Source organism: Paenibacillus sp. S28 (assembly GCF_016624415.1).
GTDB classification, from domain to species: Bacteria; Bacillota; Bacilli; order Paenibacillales; family Paenibacillaceae; genus Paenibacillus_AQ; species Paenibacillus_AQ favisporus.
On record NZ_JACVTM010000007.1, the window covers coordinates 181,065 to 204,365 of the forward strand.

Below are 23,301 nucleotides of genomic sequence, written 5' to 3' on the forward strand. Positions count from 1 at the left end.
AAATGATCTACCAATAAATCATTTGGAATGCAGGCCGTTCACCAAATCTCGCAGCGGCCCCAGGTCGGCCGTCGCGTCGTACGGATAACGATTCAGCACTTGCAGCAGCAGTTTACGCAGCGTTCCGTCGTCCGTTTTATTCAGAAGATCTTCCATCTGCGCAATCAGCTGCTTGTACTCCTGAATATGATCGGGTCCGTACACCTCGAATTCAAAGAAGGAGTTTCCGAATACGGTGGCGCGTTTCACTCCCTGGAATTTGACGTAACGCGCCTGCTGCGGATCGAACGTAATGATATCCAGAAGATTGCCCTTAGAGGTGATCTCTCCGTCACCGCCGGACACATTCGTCCAATTCGTTTTGTCCGTGGATACGAGCAGCTGGTACGTTTCGGCGTAGGCTCCTTGCCACTTGATGATGACCTTGCCGACGTCTTTTGGCGCGCCCAGATCGACGATAAACCAAGCGTCATCCACGTAAGCGCTCGACCATCTGGAGAGTGGAGACATATCCCCGTCAACCGCCTTGTCGGAAGAGTAATACGGAAATTCGAGTTCGGACGACTCCGTGACCTGATGGAGCGCCAAATTCTCGCCGCTCAGCAGCTCGATCGGTTTGTTGTAGATCATGACGTTATCCAGCACACCCTTAAACGCATTCGTTTCGCTTCCGATCCGGAGCGTCGGCAGCACAAGCGTATTTAATTTCGGATATTGTTCCTCCAGCCTTTCCACGTATTCGTTCAAATTCACGAACAGTGTCACGCCTTTTTTGTCGCCCTTCAGCGTGATATGCGTCCACTTGCCTTCCGGAACTGCATAGTTAAACGTACTGTCGTAATGCTCCTTTGTGAAACCAAGCTTGCCGCTGCTGCCTTGCTTCAATTTTAGCGTTCCAGCAGGAGATTCCATCAATACAGCGTCATCGGGGTTGTTTGTGTCGGGTTTGATCCACATCGAAACCGTCCAGCCAAAACCTAAGGCATCGATCGGCGTTTGAATATAGCTCTTCCCGCCATTCAGTCGAACACCATTGCCGTATTTTCCTTCCGTTATATTGACGTTCATGCCCTTGCCGTCAAAACGGTTGCCGGATTCGTCCTTGAATTTGTTTTCAAAAAGATACGAAATGACTTTGTTATCATTGTTGCTTACGGTGATTTTATGGGACATGTCGGCGTTTGGTGCATCGGCGATTGCCTTCGCCCGCTGCTCGAATTTCTCGTAGGATCGGTCATCCCTCGTTCCGGTCCACATTTTTTCCGAGACCGCTTGAATCCCAGGAAGCAGACGTTCATGCGAATCGTCCATCGACAGGCCGTTGGCTTCGGACACGTCATTCCATAAGCAGAACATACCGCCTTTGACGCGCGGATGGCCGTAAGGAAGTGTCGTCGTTTCCCACTTCACCGGCTCCCACTCATTGTAGATGAATTGGGAATTCAAATAGTCACCGTATAGCGTAGGGACGATATACATGAATACGTTTTGGGTGTTGACGACGTCATAGCCAAGATCCACTGCCTGCTGTGGAGAACCATAAGGTTCATGCCAAATGTTCATGGTAGCGTCGGTACTGATCGGCGTCGTGCCGTTATGTTGAGTAAGTTCGCCCCACAAATGCGGATGTTTGCCTTTGCTGTTGATATGCTTGATCAGTGTATCGATATATCCGCGGAACACTTCGGAATTCCCGCCGTATTCGTCTGTGCCGATGTTGACGTCCGGACCGATGAATGTCGGATCATTCCCGTCCACATATTCATCCCACAAAGACTTAACGAACTGAACGGTTTCCGGTTTGGTAATATCGAGCCCCCGGTCATTTCCAAGCGCCGGATTGTAGGAAGTGAATGCTCGGGAATGCCCCGGCGTATCGATCTCCGGAATGATGTTTATGCCATATTCCATGCCCAGCAGCTGCAGATCCTTGAATTCCTGCTTCGTATAATGGCCGTTCGGACTCGCAAGCCCTGGATAGGTGGTGCTTTCGAGCCGGAAAGCGGCCGTCGTGCCGTCCGCAAACGGTGTGCCGACGTCATCGTTCAAATGGATTTGGAATGTGTTCATTTTGTACCAGGACAACAATTTCACGTAATTTCGGAGAAAATCGATCGTATAAAACTTGCGCGCGACATCGATCATCAATCCGCGCTGCGCGTATTTCGGATAATCCATGGCTTCACCTTTCGGTATGGTCCGGTCCGGATGCTGCTTCATTATTTGCAGCGCGGTTCTCGTGCCGTAGAACGCTCCTTTGGCGGACACGGAAGCGATCGAAACGTAATCGCCGACCTTGAACCGGTTGCCTTCTTCGCCGAGCCGTGTCAGGGATGGATCGATGGACAAGTACAAATCACCGGCTTTCGGTTTGCCGGTCACAATCTTGAGATCGTAACCGGTCAAATCCAGCAAATCCTGGCGGGTCAGCTCGGCCGCATTCCGCAAAGTGGATTCGTCTTGCGGATTCACGACGATGCGCGAAGAGTTTTTTAGTCTATACTTGCCAGTATCCCCGTACCATTCCTGCAGGGAAGGAATGACGTCTGGTTCGGCGTTCCGATCCGGAGTTTGCTTATACTGTCCCGGCACCACAACGGGAATGTTCCCTGAAATCAGCTTCCGGTTCGGGTCTTTCTCATCTTCCACTTGTACGATGAGATTGACTTTGGCATCCACCAGTGGTGTACGGATTTGGCCGTCCTGGTCGATAACAGGCTGGCGGTCGCTTCCATACAGGCTGATTTGATAACCCTCGGGCACGTCCACATCCGACCAATCGAGTTTCGTTTGTCCAGGCTGGACCTTCAATGACGCAGAGACATTGTCGATAATCGTTTGCAAATCATGTAATTGGTACACTTCGAACTCATAAAAAGAGTATCCGTACAGCGTACCTTCGACAGGCGCCCGTTTGACACCCTGGAATTTTACGTACCTTGCCTCGCGCACAGAGAAGTCGATCGTTTCGACACCACCTTTGCATTGTATAATGCCGTCATTATCCCTGACGTTCTCCCAGTTCTCACCGTCTGCCGACACAAGGATTTTGTAAGTGTCGGCAGGGGTTTGCCAGCGAATCACAACGCGGTCGATATCCTGCGGCTCACCAAGATCAACGTAAAACCACTGGTCATCTTCTATTGCGGAAGACCATCTGGTGTTTCCTTTCCCGTCCACGGCAAGCTCCGGATTCAAATAGTCTACTTCGTTGCCGGAAGCGAAAACCGGTTTATCCAGAGCCAAATTGGTTCCGCTGAATGTGGAGGATGCAGCCATCCGACTTGCGGCTTCATCCTCCTGGGGCCCCTGTGGGGGCGTATCGGATTCCTGGCCGTAAACGGCATCGGTGACATTTGGGGGCCTTTCGCCATTTTCTTCTCGCAGTTGGGGCGGCAGGTCATTTGACCCGACAGCGGAAACATTCATGATGTCCTGAGCTTCGGGCTTCGCAAGCGCGGCTCTCGGCTGAACGGCTGGTGTCAGCATAACGGCAGCTGTCAGCAGTACTGAAAGGGCTTTCATTTTTGTGTTCTTCATTTGTCCCTCCATGCATGGTTTGGTTTGATGGAAAAGCCATATGTCATCTCGTCAAACGAATGGATCCCCCCTTTCACGAAATCCGTACAAGACCATAATGGAACCGCTTTCAAAAACAAAATTTCTCTTTCCCCATTTCCATCTTTTCTCGCCAAATTGTGCGGCGTCCGGGGTACACACCTCCCAAGCCCGGACGCCGCGGATATCCGCCATAATTACTTCGCAGCGAGTGATTATGTTGAATATTAGGCTTTCCCACATCGTCTCACTGATTTCAACCATCAAACACCCGCTTCTTCCTTCTGATACATCTCTGTCAGCTTGATGCTTCTGCCTTGCTGCAGACGAGATCGCTCGGAAGCGAAGGCCATCAAATGGCTTTGCAAGGAAGCTGTAGCCGATGTAAGACCTTGGGTCATGTTGCGATCAAACTTATGTACATTTTGGAGGAAGGAGCTCACCATGCGCTCATCCCCTCCGCCGTGACCGTCTCCCTGAACGCTGCATTTAATTTCAATCTCTTCTCCCGTCGTATAGCGGTACAGCGTAAATGAGCCCTTATCCATATCGCCAATGATCTCACCCTGCGTGCCCATAATCTGCACACGGCGAGTAGCGCTCTTGGTTAATCCCGACATAATAAAGCTAGCGTTGGCACCGCTGGCAAATTCCATATTGACGACCTGATGGTCGACAACATTGTTATCGCAGCGATAGACGCAGCGGCCGAACGGTCCTTCCCTAAGCGCCCGGATAATGCCTTCCTGTGATAATTCGTGCGTCATATAGCGCGCCCAATGATCGGCAGGCTGCTCCAAATACATTTTAATCGCTGAAAAGGCACATTCCCTCTCTGCTTCGCAACCATCAATGCAGCGGTCGGCTGCACCCTCCGGCGCGTTCTCGGCTTTAAAATGAAGCAATGAGCCAAAGGAGCTGACCGCTGTGCACGGTTCATCCATCAGCCAGGAGATGAGGTCCAAGTCATGGCAGGATTTGGCCAGAATCATCGGGCTTGTTTCCTCGGAGTTACGCCAATTGCCGCGTACGTAGCTATGAACCATATGGTGATAGCCTACGTTCTCTGTCAGCTGAATGGTGCCGATTGCCCCCAGCTCCCCATCCTCGATGCATTTCTTGATGCCCGACCAGAACGGGGAATAGCGAAGCACATGCGTGACCACCAACAAACGCTTAAACTTAAGGGAAGCTTGCTCCAATTCTATGCATTCCCGCACATTCGGCGACATCGGTTTCTCCAGCATAACATGGTAGCCAAGCTCCATCGCTTTCATTGCCGGTATATAATGCATCCGATCAAGCGTGCAGATGATCATCACGTCGGCTATTTTTCCCTGCTCGAATGCTTTTTCCCAAGAATCATAAACATGCTCTTCATCGATTTGATGAATTTCTGCAAAACGTTGTCTGCGTTCATCATCCGGCTCGGCTACAGCAACAAACTTCAGCTCATTCGGAAATTTTTCCGCATACGGTCCATAGATGTATCTTCCTCTACTGCCTGCGCCTAATAGTACAGCCGTTAATGTTTTCAATGCTCTTCCCCCTTGCGTATACAATGCATATAACTTCATTGTAAGGGGTGTCTCTGCGCATCAAAAGAGATCATTGCTTACATTCCATATACATTTATTTACCTTGCTGCAATGTTTCGGTGCGGGCCGTTCGAAAATCCTGCGGTGTCATATCATTCTGCTTCTTAAAGAAGCGGATAAAGGCAAGCGCTGAATTGTAGCCGAGCCTGGCGGCGATTTCATTGACCTTCATAGAGGTATTGAGCAGCAAGTCCTTTGCAATGACATTGCGGTAATCATTTACGTATTTAGACAGTCCAATTCCCGTTATTTGCTTGTAAAGCCTAGAAAGATAGGATGGATTCAAGCTGACATAATCCCCAAGAGCGGTTAGGGATATATCATCCGCAATATGTTCCTCTATATAGCGATGCACCTTATTGACGACCTCCGCTGGCAGCTCTGTTCCTCTAATCGCATTCCATTCAAAAAAGCAGTTCCCAATTTGCCAATAGTATGGAATAAGCTCCGTCCATGAAGCGGTCTCCACCTGGCGGAACAGCATATCCAGATTAATCTGGGTATTCATATACTCTCGCATATCTTTATTTTTGTGCAAATGCGCCAGAAATACCGCAGATAGGGAGTGGTACACCTCGACCTTACGCCCTTCAGGAATATCCGGATCCTTCCAGCAGTCTGTCAATTCAACAAACAGTTTATTGAACTGCTCGCGGTGATTATTTTCAAGACAGCTCATCAGCAGCTGTACGCGAGCGTGGAAAAATCCGTCATGATAGCTTATCGCCTTCTCTTTTTCTTCAGACTTCTGAATATCTTTATCGGTCATAATGATTTCATGAAACAAACCATGGCCTTGCATAAGACCGTATTTCATCGCATGAAAACGATCCGACAGCCGACTCCATGGGACAGCTTCACTGCCAATAAGAAAAGAAACGGAAAGGCTCAGCAGCTTTTTGCTGGTAGCCTGTATCGTCTCCAAATTGCCGCTCACATAGCGGTATGCCCGGGTCCATTCCATCGTACCAGTATCTGCCGTTAACTCCAGGCCGTCTTTAGGCTGAAAGATCCATACCATTTTGTTCATATCAAATACGACGGAGTAGCAGCGCAAATCGGCGGATAAATATTCATCGGCGATATTTTGAAGAGCGTAAGCGAGCAAAGCCTTGTCCGGCGCCGTGAACATTTCCTTCCAGGCATCGATCCGGCCAATCAGTAAATAGACCGGCAGCGATGCGTCAAGCGGAATGTCCATTTCCGCAAAAGCGTCCTGAAGCTGCTGCTCCGTCATCGTCTTGCCTTGAAATAATCCCCAAATATATTCCTTCTGCAAGGAAGGCATCGCGATTCTCATTTTGGACTGGGCACGCAAGATCATTTGCGCCTGATCCTGTTCCTTTTCAATCTCCTCTATCGCCCGTTCAACGGTATGGATGATCTTCTCGTCGCTTTCCACTTTCAGCAAATAATCAAAAGCGCCAAACGTCAGGGCACTCTTCGCATAGTTAAAATCATTGTACCCTGTCAATAAAATTACTTTGCACTTCGGCCACTGAGATTTTATTTCCTGCAGCAGCTCAATTCCCTCTATACCAGACATTTTAATATCCGAAATCACAATATCCACTCGGTGATGAGATAGTACCTCCAATGCCTCATCGCCGGAATAGGCATTCATGACTTCAAGCTCCAAATGCTCCGTCTTCTCGAACAACTCCAGAAGACCATCTACAATAATCGGCAGATCATCTACGATTAAAAGCCTGTACATGGCGATTCCTCCTTAGCTCATGCTCAGTTTAATAATAGCTTGAAGTCCACCAAGCTCAGAGCGTGATACAGTAATCCCAAACTCTTCTCCATAACGAAGCTGAATTCTACGATGAACATTAAGCAGGCCGGTTGTCTCCTCAATCTGGTTCGTTGAATAAAGCAGCCTCTTGTCAAGCGCTTCGATCTCCTCGTCCGTAATGAACTCGCCGTTATCTTCTACATAAATGTAAAAGGCATCATTTCGCAGCTTGCTGTGCACCCATAGCTCGCCTGTGCCCAGCATATTGCCGAGAGCGTACTTATAAGCATTCTCAATAATAGGCTGTAAAATCAATCGGGGCACTTCAATCGGCTGGGCTTCGACGTCAAACAGCACTTGTATTCGATCCCCGTAACAGATCGACTGCATCTCCACATAAGTTCGGGAATGCTCAAGCTCCATCTCCAGCGGAATGTTGTCATCATGATGGCGAGTAATGAACTGAAAATATTGCCCGATGTATAAACAAAACTGGTAGGCTTTTTCCTTCTGGCTATCGGATTTAATCAAACGGCAAAGCACGAAAAAGCAATTATATAAAAAATGAGGATTAATTTGCGATTGCAATCTTTTCAGCTCCGAACGCTGAGTCCGAATTTGCTGCTCATAATTTTCCTCAATCAGTGTTTTCAAAGATTTCACCGTATCGTTAAAAGCCTGGTATAAATAGCCGAACTCATCCTTCCTGCGGTCGATCAGGATCGGCTCCAGCTCGTTTTGCTGCATGCGGCGGAAAGAACGCACCAGCTTGATCAATGGACGGTATATTAACCGGATTAAAAAGTAGGTAAAGAAAAATACAATAAAAACGGCAAGCAAGCAGGCCCACCAAAATAAAGCTTGATATACCTGCAATGAACCGAGAATCATCTCTTCCGGTATGCTCGTTACCATGTAACAATTCCAGAGGCTGGAATACTTGAATACGGTTAGAAATCGCTTGTTTTTATAATGGATCGTATCATAGCCTTCATCCACGTTCGCTGCCTGCTTTTCAAAAGCCAGCCGCTTCATCAGATCATGCAATTCAAGGTCGGAGCCGCTATTGATTTCCCAATCGCGCTCCAGATTAAACAATACGGTCTGTCCTCCCCTGCTATTGCCGATTTGCGCTAAGGTCTCTTTAATTTTGCCGGTTGAGAGCTCTACGCCTACGACATAGAGCGGGTCTTTTTTGCCTGCAGGGTACTGCATCGTAATAAACAGCCGGTCCTGCCAATAAATAAAAGGCCCCGTATAAAGCTTCTTGTCTGGCTGCATCGCTTCATATTCTTCCGCATTCAGATTGGTTTCAAAGCTGTTGCTCAGCACTGTGCGCTCGATCTGCGGAATGTACGCCTTCGACTCGCGAATAAACGGACTGGAATTTTTCATTAAATCCAAGCGGTGCTGAATATCCAATATTTTAGACGACCGCTCGTAGAAGTTCATCTGCTCACCTGTCGCCGCCACTTCCATTAAATCCCTGTCCATGACGTAGTTAGGCAAATATCGGCTGATCCGGTCTGCTTCCTGATCCAGAGAGTCCAGATAAAACCGTGTCGTATTTAAAATCGAATCGGATATTTCACTGCGGATATGATTGGCCCCTTGCTCATTCATCATCCAGGTAATAGCCATAAGCGGCAGCAAGGCCGCCAAAAAGGCGGCCATTATTTTTTTGAATATAGAGGAATCCTGTAACAAGAATATACTTTTCATCGTTTGTTCTCCTGTGCCCGAGATCTACGACCTTCCTGCCTATTCTTTTACACTTCCCATTACAATGCCTTTGATGAAAAACCGCTGCAAGAATGGATAGACAATAAGAATCGGGAAAGCCGCAACGAAGATTTGTGCCGCCCTGCTTGTTCGGTCAGACAGCTGGAGCATGAGTTCCACATTTTCTGATTTAATAAATCGAAAATCCATCTTAATAATAACGGTTTGCAAAAAGGTTTGCAGCGGGTAATTTTCTGGATGATTCATATAGAGCATGCCATCAAACCAGCTATTCCAATGCCCTACCATCGTAAAAAGCCCCGTTGTCGCCAGTGCGGGCAACGATAGCGGAACATAGATTTTCCAGAGTGTTGCAAAATGCCCGGCTCCGTCAATCCGCGAAGCATCCTCAAGCTCCTTGGGCAAATTGCGGTAAAAGTTCAATAGCAGGATGACGTTGAACACGTTGATCGCTGCAGGAAACACCAGCGCTCCGAGAGAATCAATAAGTCCCAAGCTTTTTATGGTCAAATAGGTAGGAATAAGTCCGCCGTTGAACAAAATCGTAAAAACGAAGATCCAGGCATAAACGGTTCTTAGACGAAACGTATTGCGGTCCTTGGATAAAGGATAAGCTGTAACAATCGTTAACAGCATGCTTAATGCCGTCCCTGCTGCAACCCGCTCTATAGAAACGCCAAAAGCTCTTAAATATTCAGGCTTACCGAACACATTATCATAAGCTGCTGTTGTAAATTCTACAGGCCACAGCGCAACCTTGCCGGCTGCCGCAGCCGATCCTGAGCTAAAGGAAATCGCCAAAATATGAATAATCGGCATTAAGCATAAAAGAGATATAAACACAAGAAATAGTAGATTGCTAACTAGAAAAGCCCTTCTTCCGAATGACGGTTTCATGACCACGGTCTGTCTCCTTTCTGAATCACCGACTTTTCCACTCTCTTAGAAAATGCGGTAATTCGCTAGTCGGTATGCGAGTACGTAGGATACGGAAATGAAAATAAAAGATACGACGGATTTCAATAAGCCGACAGCTGTGGCAAATCCGAACTGGGCTTGCTGAATTCCCATGCGGTAGACGAAAGTATCGATGATATCGGCACTTTCATAAACCGGCGCGCTGTACAGGTTAAAGATTTGATCAAATCCGGCGTTCAGCACATTCCCGATATTAAGCGTAAGCATAAGAACGATGATCGGCATCATGCCCGGCAGTGTCACGTGAAGGGTTTGTTTCCAGCGGCCCGCGCCATCCATTTCAGCTGCTTCATAAAGCGTAGGGTTAATTCCGGTTAACGCCGCCAAATAAACTATGGTGCCAAATCCAAATTCCTTCCATACATCGGAGACGACCATGACATAAGGGAACCATTTATTATCGCCAAGAAAGAAGATCGGCTTCATACCGAACCATCCAAGCACCTGGTTAAATATGCCGGAGGAAGGAGATAAAATATCGATCAAAATACCGCTCAGCAGCACCCAGGATAAAAAATGGGGCAGATAGACCAGGGTTTGGAACGTTCTTTTCATCCATTCCCTACGCAATTCATTAAGCAAAATAGCAATGGTGATCGGCACGAACAAACCGGCAACGATTTTCATTACAGCAATATATACCGTGTTAAAGAAAATACGGCCGATATCCGGATAATCCATTAACAATTGGAAGTTCCTCCATCCGATAAACGGGGAGCCGAACAGCCCTTTATTCGGCACATATTTTTGAAAAGCCATCATGATTCCTGTCATCGGAATGTAACTAAAAATAATAATCAAAGCCAAACCCGGCAGCAGCATTAAATGAAGCGGCCATTCCTTCTTCCACATTCGCGTCAGACTATTCATATCTTCACCTCGCTGATTCACTTTTCGTGCTGTTCATGCTTTGCTAAAGAACATGGTTGTTCTTGAAAAAGGGAGGGATTGCATCGATTCAATCCCTCCCTGCGCTGCAGATTCTATTTAAGCGATTTATACCACTCGTTAACTTCTTTCGTGATTTCATCGCCGCCAAGCTTCTTCCACTCTGCAACGAATTTATCGAATTCGTCTACGGATACTTGGTTCATCATGATTTTGATGAATATTTCATCACGTTTCTTCGTTAAAATTTCTTGACGGTCTGCCATCGTCGGAGTAGGCGCCCCGTAGAATTTGTTTTGCAGGTATTGCTTGTTCTTTTGGATTTCTGGAACATAAGAAAAGGCTCCATGAGGACCGGATATTAAATACTCCCACCACATGTTTGTATCGCCTTTAACGTATTGCATGGCGCGTGCATAACGCGTTTTTTGGTCTGCTGTCTCAAGGATGCTTTCGTCTTTGTTTTCAATGGCTTTGGGCAAGATTTCGCCGTTATTGTCAAACTGTTTGCCGACTCGAAGCGGGTTAAGCAGCCAGTAGTTATTGCCTTTTTCAACTCGGTCTTTACCATACCCATATACTTTCTGCTCTTCTGTCGGATGATTGTCAGCAACGATCCATTGGTTTAACAAACGGATCACGCCTTCCGGATGCTTGGCTTGTTTAGAGATAACATAGTATTCATCAACGCCAAGACCAATTTGATTCAATGTAGGCTTGTTATCAATTGAAGGGATCGGGAACACTCCCCATTCTTGAACAACCTTGCCGTCTTTCACAGCCCCTTTCGCAAGCTGCGCCGGTGTCCAGGAAGCGCCAAATACCATGCCGATGCTGCCGTCGTAGATGAGCTCAGCAGCTTTTTCCGTATCTTTAACCGAAAACTCAGGATCGATCAACCCTTTTTTGAACATGTCTTGCAGCGCTGCAAGAGCCTGCTTCATCTCGGGCTGAATATCACTGTTCATCAAACCGCCGTTTCCGTCTTCCATCCAAATATTTTCATAAGCATGATAGCCGTTCAAGAACGCTCTCAGACCGGTCACGCCTGTCTCTATACTAAATGGGCTCTTGCTGACCGCAATACCGAAAGCTTCCTTGGTGCCGCCAGGATTCTTCGCTTTGAACGCTTCGGCAATTTTTAAGAAATCATCCATTGTTTTAGGTTCAGGCAAGCCCAGCTCCTTCAGCCAGTCCGTACGAACGAACAAAAATTGATAGTTGAATGGGTTGTATGAGCTCGGAATACCCATCATTTTCCCGTCAATCATCGCTGTTTTCATTTGCATGCCGCCGTCCATGGTCAGAAATTTTTTCGTCTCTTCCGTAGCATGCTGATCATAAATTTCGGTTAAATCCATAATCATATCCGCTTCAGTAAGCTCTTTAAGCTGTGTAGCGTTTACAGGCAAGCAATCCGGAAGATCGTTGGATGCGATGGCTATTTTTACCCTCTCTTTAAATTGGCTTATATCTGTAACCCATTTGTTTGTAATTTTGACACCGATATCTTTTTCATAAGCATCATAAACTGAGTTTTTGTCGAAGCTTTCACCTTCGTCAAATTTCAAGTAAGGATCGCTTGGCGAAACCGTTGAAACCTCTATCATATCATTGCCGTTTCCTGTGCCTGTTGCTTCGATCGGTTCCTTGGCATTTCCAGATGAATGGTTTGCCTCAGGCGACGTTTTGCTGCTGCAGCCTGTCATCGCCAATGCAAGCGTCAAGGAGACGATAGCAAGTGCTTTTTTGCTCTTCACATTTTACCCCTCCGGTATATTTCGTTTTAGTTTTCGCTGCAAGCTGTGCTGCGGTCTTTCATAATTTTAGTATAGAAAGAAGCTCTCCGCTGTTCTATACACTAGTCTTTACATTCGTATACACCTCTTGACACCAGGCAAAAATCAATTAAAGAAGTGTATCAACAAAAAATCACCGGCATATGTGCCGGTGATTTATTTAGATGCTTATGGAATTGGTTATCATCCGCCAATTGATGAAGCCCCTCTTAGCTTTTAATGAGGCTGAATTTCTTTTCCGTATATTGGGTCTAAGGAAATCCCGATGGCTACGATGAACAAATCGTTAGATGTTTAGTCGAGATTTTTTAGTGTCTGTTTACTTAATTCGTCCAGCTTGGTCGCTTCCTCTTCGGTCAATTCTATGTCAGTGGAATGCAAGTTCTCAAAGAAATGCTTCTCGTTCTGTGTGCCCACGATGGCCGAGGTCAGGCCCCTCCGGCCTAACAGCCAGCTAATTGCGATTTGCGAGAGAGTGGCACCTTTGGCTGCGGCGATTTCCTCTAAGAGACGGATGAGGTCCTCCGTCTTCCGCAGGTTTTCTGATTGGAATAAAGGCCTCTCCTTGCGAAAATCCGTAACTTCTTTGCCTTTGTGGAAAATTCCGGTCAAAATCCCCTTAGCGAGGGAGTTGTAGCTCATGATGCTGATGTCGTTTTGCAAACAATAGTCAAGCAATTCGTCTTCAATGCTGCGCTGGAGCATATGATACTCCGGCTGTATCGCGTCAACCCGTCCATATTGCATGGCTTCTTTCAGTTGAGCCAGAGAGAAATTGGAGACACCGATTGCACGAATTACGCCTTCTTCTTTCAACTTGCTCAGCTCTCCCATAGTTTCCTCGATTGGGATGTCGTTACTGGGCGTATGGATGTAATACAAGTCGATATAGTCCGTATTCAGCCGGAACATGCTTTGCCACAGGGCCGTACGGATATCTTTGGGCCGAAGATGATGAGCGCTTACCTTCGTTGCGATTACGCACTGTTTTCTTACATTGGCCAAGGCTTTTCCTACAATAAACTCTGATCGTCCGGCCCCATAGAGCTCAGCGGTATCGAATGAATTGACCCCGTGCTCAAAAGCTTGACGGAGAAGCCGGATGTTGTCCTCTTCGGGCTTCAGCTCCCAGCGAGTCAATCCGCCTGAGAAGGCATTGCCCCCTCCCAGTTCCATTGCGCCGTACGTAATGCGGGACACTTCCATGTCTGTTCTGCCGAGTTTTGCGTACTTCATTAGACTTCTACTCCTCTCTCGAATCGATATGTACAGGAAAAAAACGATATGCCTTGAATCGAATGACTGCCTTCAATACTCCTCGGAAATGGATGTGATTTTCGTTCTTTCTCATGAAGTCATGGGATCTCGAGTACAACCTATATTTCATATTCGCGAATCGATTAAGCGATCCTGCCAGTTAGCTGAATTAAGATGATTTTATAAGGGGAAGTAGATAATCATATCAATTACGGCTAACAAAAAAAAGCCGCAGTTACGCGGCTATGAAGAGAATATGTTCTGTTCTTGTCTCCTTACATCCCCAGCTAACTCCTCTCAGGACGGATCGGTATAAATCCATCCATCATCGCCCGGATAGTTCAACGACCTTGGTGGCGATGTTGCTCACAAATTCGCTGTCATGCTCTACAAACAGAAGCGTCGGCGTATATTCGAGCAGCAGCTCTTCAATTTGCATGCGGGAGATGATATCAACGAAATTAAGCGGCTCGTCCCAAATATACAAATGGGCTCTTTCACTGAGACTTCTAGCGATCAATACCTTCTTCTTTTGACCGCCGCTGTAGGTTGAGATATCCTTTTCAAATTGCAGTCTCGAGAAATCGAGCTTTCGCAATATCGACTTAAACAGGCTTTCGTCAATTCCGCAGCTTTTCGCATATTCGGACAAATCCCCCCGAAGGTGAGACGTATCCTGGGCTACGTACGATATTTTTAACTGCGCGTCCTTATGGAATCCTCCGTTGTATGGAATATCCTCGCCGCAGATCAGCTTCAAAATACTGGACTTGCCTGAACCGTTTGCTCCAGATAGCGCAATCCGCTCCCCTTGTTGAATCTCGAAGGTCACGTCTTCGCATACCGTTTTCGACTCGTATGAAACCGAGATGTGATCCAGCTCGGCGAGGCGCTCTTTGTAAAATGGAAGCGGAGCAATTTGTAGACTCTCTGCGTTCTCGATATTTTTGAGAAGCTTACTTTTCTCCTCAATGGCAGAGAGTTGCCGCTGCTGGATTGCTTTTGAGCGTTTCATCATTTTGGCTGCTTTATGACCGATATACCCCTTGTCCACTTTGGAGCCGGAGTTTCTCGTGCCGTTTTTGGTACTTTCCACTTCATGCGACCAGCCACTCGTCCGCTTGGCGGAATCCGATAAGCGTTGAACGTCCCGTTTCAGCTTTTCGTTCTGAGCCAGCTCGAATTGGTCCTGCCTCTGCTTGTTCTCCCACCAGGTTGAGAAATTGCCCTTCTGGATTTCGATATTGGTTTTGTTGATGGACAAAATATGATCGACGCACCGATCCAGAAAGGCCCGGTCGTGGGAGACCAAAATAAACCCGCTCTTTCGGTTGAGGTAATCGGCGACCAGCTTTCTCGCATGCAGGTCGAGATGATTCGTCGGCTCGTCAATCAGTAAGAAACGGTTGTCCTTGATGAATAAGGCTGCCAGCAGCACCTTCGTCTGCTCTCCGTTCGACAACGTATTAAACGGGCGGTACAGCAGATCCTCCGATACATTCAACCAGTTCAGCTCTCGAATCAGTTTCCAGTGAAGATAGTCCGGATAGACCTCACCGATTACGTCTATAGTAAGGTATTCCTTATGTTGTACCTCGAACGGGAAATAATCGAATTCGACGTTCGCGGATATGGTCCCGCTGTATTCGAGCTGCCCCTGTATCAGACGGAGGAATGTCGTTTTCCCTCTTCCATTCCTGCCCGTGAATCCTAATTTCCAATCGGTATCGATCTGAAAATGGACGTTCTCAAAAATGTTGTCATAACTTCCCTCATAGGCAAACGTCAAGTTCGAAACATAAATCTGTGACATCTAATCGACCTCCAGTTAAGTGTTGGCGGAGAAAATAAACCGTTCCCGCCCGTTACACGGAAGCCAACAAAAAACGCCGAAAGAACACCAGTCCAACCAGTGCTTCTCGGCGCTCACATGAACCCGACCATACAATAAATAAACCGAGCGACATCCATTCAAAAATCGCTAGGCAGATGTATATATGGGGGATAAAGCTCCGGTAACTGATTGTTTATTCGGTGAACCATGCCAAAAAAACGCGGATATGACAGGTTCACATGAACATCCACAACCTCTAATTCCGCCATCGCTTTATCCCTCCCTTCAAGGTCTCATTAATATGAACAAAACTTAGCATATCCGTTCACCGAGGTCAAGATCCCGTTGCTTCTGAAGTAAACTGTTTTATAAAAAAGTCTGCCGCGGTTAAGGATACAGCATCAATTCAGGCTCAATGTTGCCATTAACGGTAGATGGTCTGAGGCTGCTGGGATCTTGTTAATGACTTCAACGGAAGCAATCTCTATATTCCGGCTGGTGAAAATGTAATCAAGCTGCATAACGGGACGTAACGATGGAAACGTATTGCTAGGCGTTTTTGCCGCCATATAACAATCCTGAACAATTCCCGCTATGGTGCTCCATGCCTTACCTCCCCGTTTCATATTCCAATCCCCCGCAATGACAACAGGTGAACGATCCTCCTTAATTTTGCTCGCAATAAATTCAATTTGTTTATTACGTCTGCGTGGATTCAAACTGAGATGGGTGACATACATTTTGAGTGGCTTATCATTTATGAGTACATCAGCTTCCAATAAAGATCGGCCTTCGATCATACCAGATTTCATATGATGATTGTTCTCCGATACAATGGGATAACGAGACAAAAGGACATTTCCATACTGTCTGATCATGTTACCCTTCTTTTTCTTGATGGTGATCGCTGCCCCAAAAGCCGCATTCATCTTTAATCGTCCGGCTAACCATGATACTTGATCCAAGTAATGGCTTCTTTTGGAAAAAAACCTGTCGACTTCATTTAGAGCGATAAGGTCAGGCTCACTTTCTTCTATAGCTTCGGCAATTCTGTTCAAGTTTATTTTTCCATCCGTTCCTTTCCCATGATGAATATTGAAAGTGACAACCTTGATCTGCAATTGAATCCCCTGTCTTTCTGTTTTGAAATGAACGTTTTGAGTATTTTGAACATAGCAATGGCCAGAATCGTGGATGATTCCATTTTATTCTTAACAACACGTTCCGTAAATATCAGGGGAAACGTATATGAACACCTAAAGCGAAAACAAAAAAGCCTGCAAACGATATATGCTCTTGTCGTCTTACTATTACCTTAATAATTTCCGATAAAATAACGCAAAACGTCCCGGCACCGAAGCTCCTCCGGTACTGGGACGTCAGTATTAGATCATTGCTTGGCCTGCTACTTGCCCAAATTAGCGCTCCACACCTCGATAAGTACGTTAACGCTCCGATTGAGCGTTGTTTTTGCTTGATCAGAAACGTCATCCTGCTTCTGCTCTTTATTCAGCTGCTTCAGCAAATTCTCCAGATGCATGATCCCCTGCTTCCAGTCCGGCTTCTTCTTGCTTACCGCATCGGCGGCATGCTCAAGCTCCTTATCCAGCTGCTTCCGGATCTTCTCGTCTAACTGTCCGGTTGAGCCAAACTCCTCCAGCAGCTTGCCGATGGAAGGAGCGTTAATGGGAGCGGGGAGAACCGTGAAATTGTCGTAACTCGTTTCATTCATGTACGTCCGCATGCCGACCTTACCGTGTGTAAATGGTCTGCCGCTGCGGTCCGTATAATCGATAACCGGCTTGCTCATATCATCGACAAATACTTGAATGTGAGCACCCTGCACTACGACTTTTACATGTTTCCATTCGCCTGATTTCACCTCGAGCGGCTCCCCTGTCAAATAGGTCCAGCCGTAATTCAGCTTGCCGAGATGAACGCCCTGTTTGTTCAGGTACGCGACATATCCTTGTACGAAATCCGCATTGTTCTGATTCAGCTCCTTGCCGTGAGCCGGGTTGCTCGCCCGGAACAGAATGCCTGCGTCGCCTGTATCGCTTATCAGCTTGATATCAGACTCCACGCTATAATCCGACCAATTGGCATCTCCGATCAAAGTTTTCCCGAAGCTGCCGACCGCTGCTTGATATTCACCAGTATGAGCAGCTTTCGGTTCGATCGGATTCTGATGAATTCGTATTCCCTGGAAGTCAAATTCACCTACCACTGTTTCGACCTTCAAGGTATGTGTGCCCGCCGGGAGATAAATGCCTTGCTTCGTTGTTGTCGCCCAGTTCTCCCAGGTGACGGAATTCGGGATATCGACTTCACCGGTCAGATCGGTTGTATCGTCGAGCCACAGCCGGACCTTCGCCCCATCCATCGATGTAGCGGTCACGAAATCGACGTTATACACGCCGGCCTTGGCAATATCTACGTTGTAGGCCAGCCATTCGCCGGTAGCGTTCCACCCCACATTGTAGCTGCCGCCCGCATTTCGGCGGATGTCGACCGCATCGTTCCGGTATTCCGTACCGATGTTAGCGGGAGTCAGATCATGGTAGCCCGTACCTTCGCCGCCTACCTTATAATCAACAGCCTGGATAAATCCGGGCAGCACGTGCGGCTTATCGAACTGGGTGAGGGACAGTCTTGTCATGTCATACTCGCCCTTGACGATTTCGACCTTCAGTTCATGATCACCGGCCGGCAGCTGGATACCGGATTTCGTCACCGACTTCCACTTATTCCAGTCACCGGAAGCAGGAACGTTCAGTATACCAGTCAAATCAGTCGTGTCATCCAGCCACAGCCGGACTTGTGCGTCCTTAAACGTCGTAGCTGCCCACAGGTCGAGATCGTACAATCCCTCTTCCGCGACGCGAATGTTGTACTTCAGCCATTCGCCGGTTTGATTCCAGCCTACGATCTGATCGCCGGTTGCAGCGGATCGAATGTCGACGCTATCGCTGCGGTATTTGCCCCCAATGTTCTCAGGCGTCAAGTCATGATAGCCTACGCCTTCACCGCCAGGCTTGTAATGCTCAGCCTCGACGACGCCGGGCACGGGTATCGGCTGATCACTCCTCGTCAACGCTATGCTTGCAAAATCGAATTCTCCGCGGACCGTCTCCGCTTTTAGCGTATGCTTACCTGCCGGCAGGGTAACACCGGATTTGCGCACCACATTCCAGATATTCCAGTCACCGGTCTTCGGAATGTCTACGATGCCGGTAAGATCCGTCGTGTCGTCCAGCCAGAGCCGGATTTGACCTCCATCCATCGTAGTTGCTACTTTGAACTCTGCGTTATAGGCTCCGGCTTCCGCTACGTCAATATTAAACTTCAGCCATTCACCCGTCTGGTTCCAGCCGACGTTGTAACCGCCGCTGGCCGAATTGGAGCGAATATCGACCGAATCTCCCCGGTACTCGCCGCCGATGTTTTGGAGTGTATTCTCATGATAACCTACACCCTCTCCACCAGAGATATAGTGGACTGTGCCAATCGTACCCGGAATCGGATGATAGGCGTCATAAGCCTGCTCCTCCTCGGCAATGTCGGACTTCACGCTCCAGAAGCCTTCATACCGCTGCCAGCTGTCGTCTTGTCCATCATCGAAGTTATCATAGAGAACCGGAACGTCCACGTGCCGGTGGAACGACAGCTTGTCCAGCGAGGTCGTGCCCGATGCGGCAGTGACCTTCAAAATATGCTCACCTGCCGGCAAATCTACCCCATTCAGCTGTGCGGTTTGCCATCCTGCATCAGCAGTGTTGCTGTCAGCTGCCAGCTCAAACTCACCCAGCGGCCGTCCACTATCCAAAGTGAGCTGTACTTTGCTGCCCAGAGCTGCATCTGCATAAGAGAGATCAATATCGTATTTGCCTGCCTCCGCAATGTTCAGCCGGTATTGCAGCCATTCGCCTTTCTCGAAAGCAGTGACATGTGAGGTGCTGTCATCTGCTGTGGCCGTATCCACGCCATCTCCACGGTAATCGCCGATAGTATCCGGCGTCTGGTCGTGATAGCCGACTTCTTCGCCGCCTGGCAGGTAATGAACGGCTTCAACTTGACCCGGAACCGGTTTCGCGGCATCAAAATCGCTGCTTCCGTTAACGTCGTTGCTGAAAGCAACATAACCGAAATTAGCCTTCGCGTTCTCCGTGACGTAACCGATACTGCCGCCGCCAAGCTTCGCGCTACGCGTCTGCTTCAGCATGCCGTCAACGTAGATCTTGAACGTGTCCCCTGCTTTCTCAACCCGGATATTATGCAGTTTTGTATAATCGTACCCTTCCGGAAGCGTGCTCTCCTCCCATCCCAGATCGGCGCCGTTCACCCGGAACTGCGTCTTCAGCGAATTGCTCGCCGGATCTAACAGCGCTGTTCCGAAATCGTTATCCCCCTTGTAGGAGAAAACGGCCCCGAGCCGCTGGCCTTCGGCTTTGCTTGACTCAGCCAGCTGCAGGTTAAATTCTGCCGTATAGCTGCTTCCGGCCTCAGCAGTGGTCAACAGCCTGCTTGTACCGGCAGCTTGCTGATGCAGAAGTCCCGAATCCATGCTCCAGTTGCCACCGTCCGCATTCGTCCACGCCGTGCTGAGTTCCGAACCTTTGAACCGGTCCTCAAAATCCGGCATCTCCGGATCCGGCTGTTCGGTTGCCGTCGGTCCGAGCACGGACATTTTGTCACCGTTGAACACGATCCGGTCCATCCCCATATGGCGAAGAGGTCCGACAATGCCTTTTCCTTCGAGATTGTGGTAAATAATATAGCGGGCATCCAGGTTCGGGCCAACGACGACCGTATTATGGCCGAGACCGACGGTCGGACCTTCCGTACTGATCAGAAGCGGGTTGTCCGTATCACGCACGAATCCCTTGAGCGGGTTTGCGCTGACCGCGTAGTCGACTCGATAGCCTTTGCTGAATACATGGTTGCCGGTATACGTCATATAGTATTTGCCGTTGCGTTTGAACAGCGTAGAACCTTCCGTCCAACCGTTCATGCTTGCACCCGTATTAACGCTGTTACCGATCGTCGTCGGCGTAGGCATTTCAGCTGCGAGAATTCCTTCTCCGTTCGCATGATAGAAATACCACTTGCCATCATCGTCAATGAAGACGTTGCCATCAATCGAATGGCCCAAATTGCCCGTCTGCACCGTGAACGGACCCGTCGGGCTTTCACTGCGCAGCACGTAATGACCATTGCCGGCAGGAGAGGTATACATATAAAAATATCCGTTCCAATAAACGACTTCAGGAGCGTAGGCTCCCTTCGTAACCGGATCGGTTGCGGCCAATCCTCCATAGCTCCAGTTGACAAGGTCAGGAGAGCTCCACACTTTGACCCCGACATCGGTATCTCTTGTGCTCACATACAAATAATATGTACCGTTAAACTTCAGCACGTAAGGGTCGCCAAGTCCATATTGCCCCCATTCGTCCGGCAGCGATGCCGGGTTCTTATAGGCGAATGCCGCCTGAGGGGCAAACAAGAGCAGCACACACATCACGACCGCAATACTTCGTTTTAATATCAAACTTATCACCTCACCGATTTTATTAAAACGCTTTCATAGTAAAATGATCGTATCGATCTTTACCTGCACCGATATCCCACCACCTCAATTCATCCAATATATTTGTAATACATCGTGAGTATATCGGCATTATCCAGGCAAAGTCAACGGTTTATTTCAATTATCTTGTAATATTCAAAGAAATATCTGTTTTTTTAGCTTATCATACAATATTAATGTAATAAATGAGATCACTATAGGCATGACTCATAGCCCGCTGTCACCATGAGCGGTAACTTTGTACTCGTAGGTTTGTTAAACCTCCGTCAGATACATTTGGTGTAGGAAATCAGATCCAGCATTGAGGCATCAATTCGATGAACAAGAAATATATACCAAAATAAATATCTTTTCAGAATGGAATTTCGCAGAATAATCTCGAATGGTTCTATCTTAGTTCGGTCACTCTGACAAAAAAAGGACCCATCCACATTGGATCGGTCCCTACTTCATTCCTTTTACGGCTTGGCATTTTCGTTTATCTTCTCGAAGTATGGTGCCAGCTTAGAGGCTAGCTGCTCAAACCGCTGCTGTTCTTCTTGGGTCAGCTTCTCCTCATGTTTGACCCCTTTTTCATCGGTGATCTTCAGCTTTAATTGGATCAGCTGCTTTATCAGCACCTGATACTCCTTAAATTCATCTTCGTTGAGCTTGCCTTTTGCTGCTTGCAGCATTTCCTCAATCTCTTGATAATCTTCCTGTGTGCCGCCGTGCTGTTCAATAGTTGAAACAGAACCGAATAGATCATCGGCTAGATAGGAAGAAGCAAATACCGCGGACGGAATCAGGATGGCTATTGCGGCAATACCTGCGAGCACTCGTTTTTTCATGGGAGATCTACCTCTCTTATCGTTTGCATACTGATGATAGGACTTTCGGACACGACCATACAATTCGGGTGGGCACTGCATCGAATCCGCCACCTGGCGAAGCTCTTCACGCAATTCCTTCTCAATGGACATACGCGTCTCCTCCCGTCATTTCGATCCGCTTACGGAGTTCTTTCATTGCCAGGTGATGCCTGGATTTCACTGTGCCAACGGGGATCTGTAGAATGTCTGCAATTTCTTCCAGAGCGTAGTCGTGAAAATAGCGAAGGATGACGACCACACGTAATTTGTACGATAATTGGCGGACAAGGCTGAAAAGTTCATGCTGCATCTCGAACTGCTGCACAGCTTTGTCCGTCCAATCGAAATGTTCACATGTCATCCGGCGGTTTCGTTCAAAGAGGCGAATTCGCCGCCATGTCTTTCTTTTCCAGTCTTGGACTAGACGGACTGTAATCCCGTGCAACCAAAACCGGAACGGCCGGTTCGGGTCGTAGGTATGAAACGTACGCCACATGCTCATGTAAACTTCATTCACGATATCTTCAATGTCCTGTTTGTTGTAGACGAGAAAAGCAACCGTCCGATAGACGTCTTGGTGAGTCGCCTGATAGACTAGCTGAAAGGCGGACTCGTCGCCCAACTTCGCCTTTTCAAGCCACGATAGTAACTCATTATCATTCATAGGGGCCCCTCCTGAACGTGTTACAACCATTAATTCGCTCTCATGGGGAAAAAGGTTCAGTACGAGAATAAATTTTTTTGGAGATATTATAGGAAATACTTCAGGATGACCCTAAGTATAGAGCTCACCTGTACTTGACTACCCATATTAATTACGGCTAACCATCTATGTATTTGTCTTTTTCGGCTAATGATATATGTTCTTGTCCGCGTGTTTGGATAAGAATATAAATCGTGACAACAAAAATAGCCGCAGTTGCGCGGCTACCACCTCTGTTAATACTAAACACCAAACTGATTTAAGTGATGATCTAGATGCTTATATAAACCTTTTCCCCATTGCTCAGGAGTCAATTTTCCAAAAAACGGATGCGGGTGAGACGTACATTTTTCCGGGCCATTATTCTGGAATGTTATAATTTTTTGTTTTAGTATTTCTTTCTCTGTTTGAAAGTCTTTTTCTTCTACTATCAAAATTGTAGGAATCGTAGACATGTTGCGGGCAGGTGGCTTGTCATTAAAAAACATTGGTTTCACAAATGTTCCAATGAACACGCCTAACCAACCTCTTGGGGGAAAGCTGTTTCCCATTGCAATGTCATGGAATGATGAGCAATGAGCTAGCATTTGGGCAACATCCATCTTACCCCATTGAGGTCGTGAATTTGGACTCAATTTGTCTATTCGGTTCAAAATCTCCACTGCATCGGTTTGATTAAAAAGGTTTTTCATAACAGACTCCTTTAATTTAATGTCTGACAAATTATAGGTAGACAGTTACCAAGATCATCATACCTTAAACTCGAA

Annotated in this window: 14 protein-coding genes; all 14 read right to left on the bottom strand. The window is 47.4% G+C overall.

What is annotated here, in order from left to right; translation table 11 throughout:
• Positions 1 to 18 precede the first annotated feature (18 nt).
• The 14 genes from IAE55_RS18575 to IAE55_RS18640 all read right to left on the bottom strand — a co-directional run bounded on the left by IAE55_RS18575 (position 19) and on the right by IAE55_RS18640 (position 23,226).
• Positions 19 to 3,540, bottom strand: coding sequence for a discoidin domain-containing protein (locus IAE55_RS18575; RefSeq protein WP_200633499.1), 3,522 nt, complete (start codon positions 3,538 to 3,540; stop codon positions 19 to 21).
• Positions 3,541 to 3,821: 281 nt separating this feature from the next.
• A complete protein-coding gene (locus IAE55_RS18580; RefSeq protein ID WP_200633500.1) occupies positions 3,822 to 5,096 on the bottom strand; it encodes a Gfo/Idh/MocA family protein in 1,275 nt (424 codons plus the stop codon).
• Positions 5,097 to 5,190: 94 nt separating this feature from the next.
• Positions 5,191 to 6,873: a response regulator gene (locus IAE55_RS18585; RefSeq protein ID WP_200633501.1), complete on the bottom strand. Its 1,683-nt coding sequence runs from the start codon at positions 6,871 to 6,873 to the stop codon at positions 5,191 to 5,193.
• A gap of 12 nt (positions 6,874 to 6,885) precedes the next feature.
• The gene (locus tag IAE55_RS18590; protein ID WP_200633502.1) at positions 6,886 to 8,616 is read right to left on the bottom strand and encodes a sensor histidine kinase; all 1,731 of its coding nucleotides are present in this window, start codon (positions 8,614 to 8,616) and stop codon (positions 6,886 to 6,888) included.
• 39 nt (positions 8,617 to 8,655) lie between these two features.
• The gene (locus IAE55_RS18595; RefSeq protein WP_145163714.1) at positions 8,656 to 9,534 is read right to left on the bottom strand and encodes a carbohydrate ABC transporter permease; all 879 of its coding nucleotides are present in this window, start codon (positions 9,532 to 9,534) and stop codon (positions 8,656 to 8,658) included.
• A gap of 45 nt (positions 9,535 to 9,579) precedes the next feature.
• Complete coding sequence (locus tag IAE55_RS18600) at positions 9,580 to 10,485, bottom strand: ABC transporter permease (RefSeq protein WP_186382081.1); 906 nt, start codon at positions 10,483 to 10,485, stop codon at positions 9,580 to 9,582.
• Positions 10,486 to 10,598: 113 nt separating this feature from the next.
• Positions 10,599 to 12,263, bottom strand: coding sequence for an extracellular solute-binding protein (locus tag IAE55_RS18605; protein WP_325168660.1), 1,665 nt, complete (start codon positions 12,261 to 12,263; stop codon positions 10,599 to 10,601).
• Positions 12,264 to 12,596: 333 nt separating this feature from the next.
• Positions 12,597 to 13,538 (bottom strand): aldo/keto reductase, encoded by a 942-nt coding sequence (locus tag IAE55_RS18610; protein ID WP_200633503.1) that lies wholly within the window; start codon positions 13,536 to 13,538, stop codon positions 12,597 to 12,599.
• Positions 13,539 to 13,884: 346 nt separating this feature from the next.
• Entirely contained in the window at positions 13,885 to 15,372 is a 1,488-nt protein-coding gene (locus IAE55_RS18615) for an Lsa family ABC-F type ribosomal protection protein (protein WP_200633504.1), read from the bottom strand.
• A 422-nt stretch (positions 15,373 to 15,794) separates the two neighbouring features.
• Complete coding sequence (locus tag IAE55_RS18620; protein WP_200633505.1) at positions 15,795 to 16,514, bottom strand: endonuclease/exonuclease/phosphatase family protein; 720 nt, start codon at positions 16,512 to 16,514, stop codon at positions 15,795 to 15,797.
• A 284-nt stretch (positions 16,515 to 16,798) separates the two neighbouring features.
• On the bottom strand, positions 16,799 to 20,950 hold the full coding sequence (locus IAE55_RS18625) for a carbohydrate-binding protein (protein ID WP_325168661.1): 4,152 nt from the start codon (positions 20,948 to 20,950) through the stop codon (positions 16,799 to 16,801).
• A gap of 488 nt (positions 20,951 to 21,438) precedes the next feature.
• Entirely contained in the window at positions 21,439 to 21,942 is a 504-nt protein-coding gene (locus tag IAE55_RS18630) for a DUF3600 domain-containing protein (RefSeq protein WP_200633506.1), read from the bottom strand.
• Positions 21,932 to 22,495 carry a sigma-70 family RNA polymerase sigma factor gene (locus IAE55_RS18635; protein WP_105442704.1) on the bottom strand — a complete coding sequence of 188 codons (564 nt, stop codon included), beginning with the start codon at positions 22,493 to 22,495 and terminating at the stop codon, positions 21,932 to 21,934. Before IAE55_RS18635 ends, IAE55_RS18630 begins: the two co-directional genes overlap by 11 nt.
• A gap of 281 nt (positions 22,496 to 22,776) precedes the next feature.
• Positions 22,777 to 23,226, bottom strand: a complete 450-nt coding sequence (locus IAE55_RS18640) for a DUF1569 domain-containing protein (RefSeq protein ID WP_200633507.1) — start codon at positions 23,224 to 23,226, stop codon at positions 22,777 to 22,779.
• Positions 23,227 to 23,301: the final 75 nt, after the last annotated feature.

Coding starts and splice junctions, on each gene's coding strand:
- IAE55_RS18575 (WP_200633499.1), bottom strand. CDS start 3,540: ATGAAGAACACAAAAATGAAAGCCCTTTCAGTACTGCTGACAGCTGCC.
- IAE55_RS18585 (WP_200633501.1), bottom strand. CDS start 6,873: ATGTACAGGCTTTTAATCGTAGATGATCTGCCGATTATTGTAGATGGT.
- IAE55_RS18590 (WP_200633502.1), bottom strand. CDS start 8,616: ATGAAAAGTATATTCTTGTTACAGGATTCCTCTATATTCAAAAAAATA.
- IAE55_RS18595 (WP_145163714.1), bottom strand. CDS start 9,534: ATGAAACCGTCATTCGGAAGAAGGGCTTTTCTAGTTAGCAATCTACTA.
- IAE55_RS18600 (WP_186382081.1), bottom strand. CDS start 10,485: ATGAATAGTCTGACGCGAATGTGGAAGAAGGAATGGCCGCTTCATTTA.
- IAE55_RS18610 (WP_200633503.1), bottom strand. CDS start 13,538: ATGAAGTACGCAAAACTCGGCAGAACAGACATGGAAGTGTCCCGCATT.
- IAE55_RS18615 (WP_200633504.1), bottom strand. CDS start 15,372: ATGTCACAGATTTATGTTTCGAACTTGACGTTTGCCTATGAGGGAAGT.
- IAE55_RS18630 (WP_200633506.1), bottom strand. CDS start 21,942: ATGTCCATTGAGAAGGAATTGCGTGAAGAGCTTCGCCAGGTGGCGGAT.
- IAE55_RS18635 (WP_105442704.1), bottom strand. CDS start 22,495: ATGAATGATAATGAGTTACTATCGTGGCTTGAAAAGGCGAAGTTGGGC.
- IAE55_RS18640 (WP_200633507.1), bottom strand. CDS start 23,226: ATGAAAAACCTTTTTAATCAAACCGATGCAGTGGAGATTTTGAACCGA.